This is a genomic window from Gordonia sp. UCD-TK1 (assembly GCF_001691435.1).
In the GTDB taxonomy this organism is placed as follows: Bacteria; Actinomycetota; Actinomycetes; order Mycobacteriales; family Mycobacteriaceae; genus Gordonia; species Gordonia hongkongensis.
The window spans coordinates 46,038-56,702 of sequence record NZ_LZMP01000017.1; the positions used below are offsets into that span (position 1 = coordinate 46,038).

At 70.4% G+C, this 10,665-nt stretch carries 10 protein-coding genes; 7 read left to right on the forward strand and 3 right to left on the reverse strand.

What is annotated here, in order from left to right; translation table 11 throughout:
• The first annotated feature begins 19 nt into the window (after window positions 1-19).
• Entirely contained in the window at window positions 20-718 is a 699-nt protein-coding gene (locus A9310_RS11515; RefSeq protein ID WP_065630724.1) for an enoyl-CoA hydratase/isomerase family protein, read from the forward strand.
• Window positions 718-1,917, forward strand: coding sequence for an amidohydrolase (locus tag A9310_RS11520; RefSeq protein ID WP_065630725.1), 1,200 nt, complete (start codon window positions 718-720; stop codon window positions 1,915-1,917). Before A9310_RS11515 ends, A9310_RS11520 begins: the two co-directional genes overlap by 1 nt.
• Before the next feature lie 10 nt (window positions 1,918-1,927).
• Here A9310_RS11520 and A9310_RS11525 read toward each other — a convergent pair whose 3' ends face one another.
• Window positions 1,928-2,407, reverse strand: coding sequence for a gamma-glutamylcyclotransferase (locus A9310_RS11525; protein ID WP_004021668.1), 480 nt, complete (start codon window positions 2,405-2,407; stop codon window positions 1,928-1,930).
• Window positions 2,408-2,650: 243 nt separating this feature from the next.
• Between A9310_RS11525 and A9310_RS11530 the strand changes: the two genes are divergently transcribed.
• From A9310_RS11530 to A9310_RS11540, 3 genes are all read left to right on the forward strand, one after another.
• Window positions 2,651-4,054 (forward strand): NAD(P)H-quinone dehydrogenase, encoded by a 1,404-nt coding sequence (locus A9310_RS11530; protein WP_065630726.1) that lies wholly within the window; start codon window positions 2,651-2,653, stop codon window positions 4,052-4,054.
• A gap of 109 nt (window positions 4,055-4,163) precedes the next feature.
• Window positions 4,164-5,567, forward strand: a complete 1,404-nt coding sequence (locus tag A9310_RS11535; RefSeq protein ID WP_065630727.1) for a hypothetical protein — start codon at window positions 4,164-4,166, stop codon at window positions 5,565-5,567.
• Window positions 5,564-6,013, forward strand: coding sequence for a hypothetical protein (locus tag A9310_RS11540; RefSeq protein WP_223258846.1), 450 nt, complete (start codon window positions 5,564-5,566; stop codon window positions 6,011-6,013). The genes A9310_RS11535 and A9310_RS11540 overlap by 4 nt, the downstream gene beginning before the upstream one ends.
• A gap of 22 nt (window positions 6,014-6,035) precedes the next feature.
• On the opposite strand, the gene glpK is transcribed toward A9310_RS11540, so the two are convergent.
• Complete coding sequence (glpK, locus tag A9310_RS11545; protein WP_065630728.1) at window positions 6,036-7,523, reverse strand: glycerol kinase GlpK; 1,488 nt, start codon at window positions 7,521-7,523, stop codon at window positions 6,036-6,038.
• 76 nt (window positions 7,524-7,599) lie between these two features.
• On the opposite strand from glpK, the gene glpD reads away from it, so the two are divergent.
• Both glpD and A9310_RS11555 read left to right on the forward strand, forming a co-directional pair.
• A complete protein-coding gene (gene glpD / locus A9310_RS11550) occupies window positions 7,600-9,342 on the forward strand; it encodes a glycerol-3-phosphate dehydrogenase (RefSeq protein WP_065630729.1) in 1,743 nt (580 codons plus the stop codon).
• Between the two features lie 91 nt (window positions 9,343-9,433).
• Window positions 9,434-9,856 carry a pyridoxamine 5'-phosphate oxidase family protein gene (locus tag A9310_RS11555; RefSeq protein ID WP_065630753.1) on the forward strand — a complete coding sequence of 141 codons (423 nt, stop codon included), beginning with the start codon at window positions 9,434-9,436 and terminating at the stop codon, window positions 9,854-9,856.
• Window positions 9,857-9,871: 15 nt separating this feature from the next.
• On the opposite strand, the gene A9310_RS11560 is transcribed toward A9310_RS11555, so the two are convergent.
• The gene (locus tag A9310_RS11560) at window positions 9,872-10,663 is read right to left on the reverse strand and encodes a DNA-formamidopyrimidine glycosylase family protein (protein WP_058250642.1); all 792 of its coding nucleotides are present in this window, start codon (window positions 10,661-10,663) and stop codon (window positions 9,872-9,874) included.
• Window positions 10,664-10,665: the final 2 nt, after the last annotated feature.

Sequence of the window (10,665 nt, forward strand, 5' to 3'; positions counted from 1 at the left end):
GGAGCGATAAGGTCGGGACATGCCATTTCTGAACGGTGACGGGGAGGTCGTCGAGCTCCATCTCGGAGCGCGCGGTGAGGAGATCAGCGAGTCCAATCCGGAGAACCGCTTCCGGGCCGACTGGTTGGACGAGGTCGATGCACTGCTGGACCAGGTGGTCGTCGACCGCACACGACCGCTGGTGATCACCGCCACCGGGAAGTTCTTCTCCAACGGCCTGGACACCGACCACATCTTCGCCGCTCCCGACCAGCTGCCCGGTTACCTCGACCGCGTGCACGCCCTGTACGCGAAGGTGCTCACCCTGCCCGTTCCGACGGTCAGCGCCGTCAACGGACACGCCTTCGGCGCCGGAGCGATGCTCGCGTTGTGTACCGACCACGTCCTGATGCGCACCGAACGCGGTTTCTGGTCGCTGCCCGAGGCCGCTCTCACCATGCCGTTCACCCGTGGGATGGCGACGTTGCTGCGCACCCGACTGACCGATCGCACCGCCACCGAGGCGATGTACACCAGCCGGCGGTACGGCGCCGACGACGCGGTGCGTGCGGGAATCGTCGACGAGGCCGTGGACGCCGAACTCCTCGTGAAGCGGGCCATCGAGATCGCGGCCGCCCGCTCCGCGACCGCCGGACCCAACCTGGCGCTGATCAAGCGCGGACTCCGTGGCCCCCTGCTCGACGACCTCGCACGTCAGACCCCGCCCGGAGTCTTCTGATGTCGGTCGCGGGAGCGGATTTCGCCGCGGCGGACGATCCCATCGACGCCTGGCTCGCCGAGCACGGCGGCGATCTCATCGCGTGGCGCCGGCAGATCCATGCGCATCCGGAACTGTCCCGGCAGGAGGTCCGCACCACCGAGCTGGTGATGAGCGAGCTCACCGCTGCCGGACTCACCCCGCGCCGGCTGCCGCTGGGCACCGGAGTGGTGTGCGACCTCGGTCCTGCCGGTGAGCCCCGTATCGCGCTGCGCGCGGACATGGATGCCCTGCCGGTGACCGAACACACCGGCCTGCCGTTCACCTCGGCGGTGGAGGGCGCGTCGCACTCGTGCGGTCACGACGCGCACACGGCCATCCTGATCGGCGTCGCGAAGCTCCTCGCCGCGGCCGAACCACTTCCGGTCGGCGTGCGTCTGATCTTCCAGGCCGCCGAGGAGGTCATGCCCGGCGGAGCCCTCGACGCCATCGAGGCGGGCGTCACCACCGGTCTCGGCCGCATCTTCGCCTTGCACTGCGACCCTCGCCTGCCGGTCGGCACGGTCGGCCTGCGGTCCGGCCCGTTGACGTCCGCGGCCGACCACATCGATCTGCAACTGCACTCGGCCGGCGGGCACACGTCGCGGCCGCACCTCACCGGGGATCTCATCTACGCGATGGGCACGGTGATCACCGGCCTGCCCGGGGTGCTGTCGCGACGGATCGACCCGCGTTCGGGCACGGTGATGGTGTGGGGCGCGGCGAACGCCGGCAGCGCCGCCAACGCCATCCCGCAGGAAGGTCGCATGCGCGGCACGGTCCGCACCGGCGATCACGCCACCTGGGCCCAGCTCGAGCCGCTGGTCCGCAGCGTCGTCGGCGAGCTGCTGGCACCGCTCGGCGTCCGGTACGACCTCTCGTACTYCCGCGGGGTGCCGCCGGTCGTCAACGACGAGGTCGCGGTCGGGATGTTCGAACGGTCCGTCGCCGCGATCGGGTCCAAGGCGATCGCGGACACCCCGCAGTCACCCGGCGGCGAGGACTTCTCCTGGTATCTCGAACACGTCCCGGGAGCGATGGCCCGCCTCGGCGTGTGGGACGGATTCGGACCGCAGGTCGATCTGCACGCGCCCAACTTCGATCTCGACGAACGTGCCCTCGCGATCGGTGTGCGCGCGCTCGCCGGGATCGTGCTGAACGCGACCAGCGCCGCCGGCTAGGACACTCGGTCTATTCCGCGGGCCCCGGCCCGGGTCCGACATTGCGCGACTCGCGCAACCGGAGGTCCTGCACATACTCCGCGGGTGCGCCGGCGATCTCCGCGGCCTCGGCCATGACGCCGAGATAGCGCGCCGAGGGCAACCCGCCCTCGAAGGCGTCGAGGACGTACAACCAGGCCAGCACCGGGCCGTCGGCGGTGTCGACGCGGGCGCGGATCTTGCGGTGGATGCCGAGCTCGGAACCCTCCCACCGGTCGAGCAGATCCTCGTCCTCGGTGGTGACGTCGTAGAGAACCACGAACACCCGGGCGTCGGGGTCGTCGCGGTCCTCGGTGACCGTGGCCAGGGACCCCTCCCACCCGATGTCGCCGCCGCCGAACGTCAGACGCCAGCCGCGGAGCCATCCGGTGCCCGACATCGGGGAGTGCGGCGCGCGCTCGGCCATCTGCTCGGGATGCATGTTGGATCCATAGGCAGCATAGATGGGCACGGATGGAGCCTAGATGGTCCCCGCCGAGTCCGGAAGGCGACACCGTGGCCCGGCTCCGGTTTGCGACCACGTTCACAACGACGGACCCGCCCGACTAGTTTGGTAGGCGGCGCGAACGGGGTCGACCGTCTCGCGCGACCCGAGGAGCGTGTCACCCCGCGTTCCCGTCGAGCCACGACATACAGCCGGGCGCAGCTTCCCCACGAAGGACGCGGCGAGCCGGCGTGGAGAACAGGAGTCACAGTGACCAGGATCGTCATCATCGGCGGCGGACCCGCGGGTTACGAGGCGGCGCTCGCGGCGGCCGCCTACGGGGCCGACATCACGGTGATCGATTCGGACGGGATCGGCGGTGCCTGCGTGTTGTGGGACTGCGTCCCGTCAAAGACGTTCATCGCGTCCACCGGCATCCGCACCGAGGTCCGTCGCGCCGTCGATCTGGGCATCAACATCAAGACCGACGACACCTCCGTCACATTGCCGCAGATCCACCAGCGGGTCCGCGACCTCGCGTTCGCCCAGTCCGCGGACATCCGCTCACGACTCATCAGCGAAGGCGTGACACTCGTCTCCGGTACCGCGGTTCTCGACGAGCGGCAGGTCGGCGTCTCGACGCACACCGTCGTCGCGACCCTCGCCGACGGAACCACCGAACGCTACGACGGCGATGTGGTCCTGCTGGCGACCGGCGCCTCGCCCCGCGTGCTGCCCGACGCCGAACCCGACGGCGAGCGCATCCTCACCTGGCGTCAGCTCTACGACCTCGAGGAGCTGCCCGAACACCTCGTCGTCATCGGTTCCGGCGTCACCGGCGCCGAGTTCGTCCACGCCTACACCGAACTGGGCGTCAAGGTGACGCTCGTGTCGAGCCGCGACCGGGTCCTCCCGCACGAGGACGAGGACGCCGCGCTGGTGCTCGAGGACGCACTCGCCGAACGCGGCGTCGAACTGGTCAAGCACGCCCGCGCCGACAAGGTCGAGCGGCACGGCGATTCGGTCACCGCGCATCTGGCCGACGGCTCGACCGTGACCGGCAGCCACGTGCTGATGACCGTCGGTTCGGTCCCCAACACCACCGATCTCGGACTCGATCGTGCCGGGGTCGCGGTCGGCAAGGGCGGTTACATCGAGGTCGACCGGGTGTCCCGCACGTCGGTCGCGGGGATCTATGCGGCCGGCGACTGCACCGGGCTGTTCCCGCTGGCATCGGTGGCCGCCATGCAGGGCCGCATCGCGATGTACCACGCACTCGGCGAGGGCGTGAGCCCGATCAAGCTGAAAACCGTTGCGTCCGCCATCTTCACGCGTCCGGAGATCGCCACGGTGGGGGTGTCGCAGAACGCCATCGACACCGGTGAGTACCCGGCGCGCACCGTGATGCTGCCGTTGGCCACCAACCCGCGCGCCAAGATGAGCGGTCTGCGCCGGGGCTTCGTGAAGATCTTCTGCCGGCCGGCCACCGGTGTGGTCATCGGCGGCGTCGTGGTCGCACCGAACGCCTCCGAACTGATCCTGCCCATCGCCCTCGCGGTGCAGAACAAGCTCACCGTCGGCGACCTGGCCCAGACGTTCTCGGTGTACCCGTCGCTGACCGGGTCCATCACCGAGGCGGCGCGGCAGCTGGTTCGGCACGACGACCTGGACTGAGCGCCGCCCGCCCACTGTGCACAGCCGGTGCCGGTGTGCGCCGCCGGGTGCGTCGTCACGGTAGGGTCGGACGAATTCGTTCGTCCCGGCCGGCGACCAAGGGGGTGTCGTGAGCTCGCCGCAGCAGTCCTACAACACCTACGGCAGTCGCAACGACCGCGCGTTCGCTCGCGGTCGCACGCAGTGGGCGGGCATGAGCATCGACGAGATCCTCAACGTCCTGAGCACGATGGAACCCGGTCGTGCCGGCGGTGACGTCAACACGATCCTGCAGGCGATCGAGTCCGTCCGCCGCGCGGCCGAACGGATGCACGCGATGTTCGGCGACGGCATGCTCGGTCAGGCTTCCGACGCGGCGCTGGAGGCGGGCCGGTCGCTGTCGGCCGATCTGGCGACGACCTCGGAGACCGCCGGCCAGATCGGGGATGCGCTGGCCGGCGCGACAGGCATCCTCGGATCGGCTCGCGGTCAGGAGGGGCGGTTGCGTGAGCTGCAGCAGCACATCCGTGACAATCCCGAGGACGCGCCGGCTGTCCGGCATGAGGTCGACCGGGCGATGACGGGCGCCTACTCCTCGCCGATGATCGGGCTGCAGCGCTCCCTGCCGAACGACCCGACCGGGGCGAACGGGGTGACCGCAGGACTCGGCTTCGGGCCGACCGCCGGCGGTTCCGGCGCCGCGGGGTCCGGGCCGGACGCTCCCCGCGGTCAGGCCGCCAACACCGTCGACGCCGGCGACTTCGGGCGTGCCACTCCGACTGCCGGGCCGGTGCCGGTCGCTGCGGGCGGTCCACCACCCGGTGGCGGCGGACCCGGTGCGTCGTCGACGCCGCCAGGGCCTGCGGGTCCGGGCGGCGGACCATCCGGTCGTGGCAACACCGACGGCCCCGACGGGTTGGTGCGTGGTGGTCGGGCGACGCCCGAGTCGACGACCCGCGGCGCCGCGGCTCCCGAAACGCACCGGTCGGGAGGCGCCGACGGGATCGGCGAGAACAGCGGATCCGGTTCCGGTGGCGGTGCGCCGGCGAGTGGAGGCGCCGGGGTCCCGGTCGCGATGCCCGCTCCCGGCTTGCTCCCACCCGCGTCGGCGCCGACGCCGACCCCGGTCGCCGGCGGCTCACCGACGCCGGCGACCCCCGCCACCGCCGGGCCGGTTGCCCAGCGCCCGACGGGGATGCCGCTCGCCGGGGCCCCGGGCGGCGGACGGCGGCCCGGCGCCGACGACGACAGCCACCGGGCAGCGCCGTACCTGCACACTCGGGAACACGGCGCGCAGCTCGTCGGCGACATGCCGCTCGTCGGTCCGCCCGTCATCGGCGACTGGATCCGGCAGGCATCCCCGGCGGTCGACGACGCCGCGCCGGCCGGGCCGGATCAGGCCTTGTCCCTGCGGCCCGCGGCACCCGGCGACGCCGTCTCCCGGACCCCCGTCGACGGTGCGGCGCAGGAGGTCTCGGACGACACCGATGCACCGTCGGGCGGTTCGGCCACGTCGAGACCGGAGACCGTGTGAACGCCGGGCTGAAGCGTGTCGACCGGTTACCGGGCGGCGTCGCCCGCCTCGTCGACTCGGTGCCCGACGAGGACCTCACGGCGTGTCTGCACCTGATCGTCGCGACCGTCCTGGACGTCACGGCGGTCTCGACGCCCGAGATCCGGGAGGCGATCAGCCAGTGGCGGCGGCAGGGCGGTGCGTCGACGGCCGGCATCGCACGTCTGCGGCTCGTCGCGGCACAGCACGACTTCGACGCCTTCGCGCATCAGCGTCGTGGCGACGTGGACGCCCAGCGCGACAGCTTCCGCCGCGCCCGCGCCGTCGACTGCCTGGTGGCCGCGATGTCGACGCCCGCCGCTGGTGAGTCGCTGCGCGATGCGCTCCGCGAATCAGCCTACGAGGCCGCCGCGGCACTGGGCGGCACGGCCGGTGTGGTCGCCATCCTCGCCGACCACGTGATGTGAGGCGGCGGCACCGTCGCGCCGGTCAGGTCAGGCCGAAGCTGTGCTCGACGGCTCGGTTCCATCCCGCGTAGAGGCGGTCGCGGTCGTCGGCGGCCATCCCGGGCTCCCACCGGCGGTCTTCGGCCCAGTTGGCGCGGATGTCGTCCTCGCTCTCCCAGAAACCGACGGCCAGGCCGGCCGCGTAGGCCGCGCCGAGGGCGGTCGTCTCGTTGACGACCGGCCGCACGACGGGTACGTCGAGGATGTCGGCCTGGAACTGCATGAGCAGTTCGTTCACGACCATTCCGCCGTCGACCTTCAACGTCGACAGTTCGACCCCGGAGTCGGCCTGCATCGCCTCGATGACCTCACGCGTCTGAAAGGCGCTGGCTTCCAGTGCGGCTCGGGCGATGTGGCCCTTGTCGGCGAACCGGGTGAGACCCACGATGACGCCGCGGGCATCGGGGCGCCAGCGCGGCGCGAAGAGTCCGGAGAACGCCGGGACGAAGTAGACGCCGCCGTTGTCGTCGACCCCGCCGGCCAGTTTCTCGACGTCAGATGCCTGCGGGATCAGGCCGAGGTTGTCGCGCAGCCACTGGATGAGCGAACCGGTCACCGCGATCGAGCCCTCGAGTGCGTATCGTGCGGGCTGCTCGCCGATGCGGTAGCAGACGGTGGTGAGCAGTCCGTGCTCGCTGAAGACCGGCTCGGTGCCGGTGTTGAGGAGCAGGAAGTTGCCGGTCCCGTAGGTGTTCTTGGCCTCGCCGGGTTCCAGGCAGGCCTGGCCGAAGGTCGCGGCCTGCTGGTCGCCGAGGATGCCGGCGAGCGGTACCCCGGGGAGTGGGCCGTTGCCCCGGAGGGCGCCGAAATCGCCCGAGGAGCTCCTGATCTCGGGCAGCATGGCCATCGGGATGCCCATCTCGGCGCAGATGTCGGCGTCCCAGGTCTGGGTCCGCAGGTCCATCAACATGGTGCGCGATGCGTTGGTGACATCCGTGACGTGCCGGCCGCCGTCCACCCCGCCGGTCATGTTCCAGGCCATCCAGGAATCCATGGTGCCGAAACACAATTCTCCGTTCTCGGCGCGTTCGCGGAGGCCGTCGACGGAGTCGAGGAGCCAGCGGGCCTTGGGGCCGGCGAAGTAGGTCGACAACGGCAGGCCGGTGCGATCGCAGAACCGGTCCATGCCGACATCTCCGGCCAGCTCGGTGCACAGATCATCGGTTCGCGTGTCCTGCCACACGATGGCGTTGTGCACCGGCTTGCCGGTGTCGCGCTCCCAGATCACGGTGGTCTCGCGCTGATTGGTGAGGCCGCAGGCGACGATGTCCTTCGCGGTCAGTTCGGCCGACGCGAGGGCAGCGGCGCCGACGCGGCGGGTGTTACGCCAGATCTCGGCGGCGTCGTGTTCCACCCAGCCCGCGCGCGGGAAGATCTGTTCGTGTTCGAGCTGTTCGGCGCCGACGACGCGACCCTCGTGATCGAAGATCATCGCCCGGGTCGAGGTGGTGCCCTGGTCGATTGCCGCCACGTATTTGCCTGACCTACCCACGCCGGACAGTGTCGCACGCTGTCGAGGCCACAGAGATCAATTAGGCTCAGCAACCATGAACACCGAGTTCAACGCGGACCGGCCCGCCGACATGGGGCCCCTCTACCGCGCCGAGGCGTGGCGGAGGTTCGGGGAGGAACAGTTCGACGTGGTGGTCATCGGTGGCGGCGTGGTGGGTGTCGGTGCCGCACTCGACGCCGCGACACGCGGTCTGCGCGTCGCGCTGGTCGAGGCACGCGACATCGCCTCGGGCACATCGAGCCGGTCGTCGAAGATGTTCCACGGCGGCCTCCGCTATCTCGAGCAGCTCGAATTCGGCCTCGTGCGTGAGGCTCTACGCGAACGCGAGTTGTCGCTCCGGTTCCTCGCGCCACATCTGGTCAAGCCGTTGCCGTTCCTGTATCCGCTCACGCAACGGGTGTGGGAGCGGCCGTATGTCGGAGCCGGCATCTTCCTCTACGACCGGATGGGCGGCGCCAAGTCCGTTCCCGGACAGCGTCATGTCACCCGATCGGGCGCCCTGCGCGTGGCCCCGGCACTCAAGCGCAGCTCGCTCATCGGCGGGATCCGGTACTACGACACCGTCGTCGACGACGCGCGGCACAGCCTCACGGTCGCCCGCACAGCGGCCAATTACGGTGCGGTCATCCGGACCTCGACCCAGGTCACCGGATTTCTGCGCGAATCCGACCGGGTGCTCGGAGTCCGGGTGCGCGACACCGAGAACGGCGATGTGACCGAGATCCGTGCCCACTGCGTGATCAACGCCGCGGGCGTGTGGACCGACGAGGTGCAGGCACTGTCCAAGCAGCGCGGGCACTTCAAGGTCCGGGCCTCCAAGGGCGTGCACATCGTGGTGCCGCGCGACCGGATCGTCAGCGAGACCGCGATCATCCTGCGCACCGCCAACTCGGTGCTGTTCGTCATCCCGTGGGAGACGCACTGGATCATCGGCACCACCGACACCGACTGGAACCTCGACCTCGCGCATCCGGCCGCCACCCGCGCCGACATCGACTACATCCTCGAACGCGTCAACGAGGTCCTGGTCACCAAGCTCAACCACGACGACATCGAAGGCGTCTACGCCGGCCTCCGGCCGCTGTTGGCCGGGGAGGACGACGAGACCTCGAAGCTGTCCCGGGAACACGCGGTCGCGACCGTCGCGCCCGGACTCGTGTCGATCGCCGGCGGCAAGTACACCACCTACCGTGTGATGGCCGCCGACGCCGTCGACGCGTGCGACGACTTCATCCCCACCCGGGTGGCGCCGTCGATCACCGAACGCGTCCCGCTGCTCGGGGCGGACGGTTACTTCGCGCTCATCAACCAGTGCGAGCACCTCGGACGCCGATTCGGGTTGCACCCGTACCGGATTCGCCGGTTGCTGAACCGCTACGGCTCGCTGATCGACGACGTGCTGTACTACGCCGACGGCGACAAGAGCCTGCTGCAACCGCTGGCCGCGGCGCCGCAGTATCTGCGCGTGGAGGTGGTGTACGCCGCGGTCGACGAGGCGGCGCTGCACCTCGAGGACGTCCTCGCCCGGCGGACCCGCATCGCCATCGAATACTCCCATCGTGGCGTCGACTGCGCCGACGAGGTCGCCGACCTGCTGGCGCCCCTGCTCGGCTGGACCACCGAGCAACGCGACTTCGAGGTGGCGACCTACGTCGCGCGCGTGGAGGCCGAGGTGGCCTCGCAGCAGCAACCCGACGACGACTCCGCCGACGCCCTGCGCGCCGCGGCCCCCGAGGCCCGGGCCGAGATCCTGGAGCCGGTGCCCGTTCCGAAATGACGGTGGCTCCGGTCGAGTCGGGACGTTGGCCTCTGTCTCTGCCCCCTGATGCCGCGGCACGATCGGGGTGGGGGAAGAAGGAGACGAGATCATGGTCGACGAATCGGTTCGGGTGCTCACCCCCGACCAGGCCTGGGATCTGTTGGGAGTAGCCGAGCTCGGTCGGATCGCACTGAGCGTCGACGGCCAGCCCGACATCTTTCCGGTGAACTTCCATGCGACCGACGGCCGCATCATGCTGCGGTCCGGCGAGGGCACGAAACTGTCGGAGCTGGCGGTGAATTCGCGAGTGGCGTTCGAGGCCGACGGACACACCGACGCCGACGGGTGGAGTGTGGTCGCCAAGGGGACGGCACGCATACTGGTGTCGCTCCGGGAGATCGAGGCGGCCGACCAGCTGCCGCTGCGCCCGTGGATCGCGACGATGAAATACAACTACGTGGAGATCACGGTCGACTCGATCACCGCCCGCCGCTTCGAGTTCGGGCCCGAGCCCGAGCGCTACCCCGTGTGAGGGGCCTCGGCCGGATCACACCTGGCACCGGGGACACCAATAGACGGATCGTTCGCCGCCCGGGGATTCGAGTTCGCCCCGCTTCACCGGGGTGGCGCAGCGCCGGCACAGCCGCCCGTGGCGTCCATAGACCCACATCCGCGCATTCGGCGACGTGTTGCCCGTGGTGGTACGGGCCGACCGCATCCGGTTCGCCCACAGCAGGCGTCGGCTGAGGTCCACGACCGGCCCGAGGTCGACCTCGCCGACCGGCCGGGTCGGCAGGACTCGCCGCAGGAAACAGATCTCGCTGCGGAAGACGTTGCCGATTCCCGCGATCAGCCGCTGGTCGAGCAAGGCCGCACCGATCGTCGCGTCCGGGTCGGAACCGAGGCGTCGGATCGCCTCCTCCCGATCGAAGTCGTCGGCGAGCAGGTCGGGGCCGAGGTAGGCGAGCGCGGCGTCGGGGTCGGCGAGCAGTTCCAGTACGCCGAGGTCGAAACCGACCGCCTCATGGTCGGCGGTGCGCAAGACGACGCGGGCCTGGTAGGCCGGGCGGCGCCACCGTTGCCCCCGCGGGTGCACGTGCCAGGCGCCCTCCATCTTCAGATGCGAGTGGATGCTCAGGGTGTCGCCGACACCCGGACCGCTCTCGGCGACGTCGATCAGCAGGTGCTTGCCCACCGATCGCACCGCGAGGACCTCGCGTCCGGAGAGGTCCGCGGTGGCCAGCGACGGGATGCGGAAGTCCGACGACTCCAGCACCCGTCCCGCGAGCCCCGCCCGCAGTCGTGCGGCGGCGGCGAAGACGGTGTCGCCCTCAGGCATGG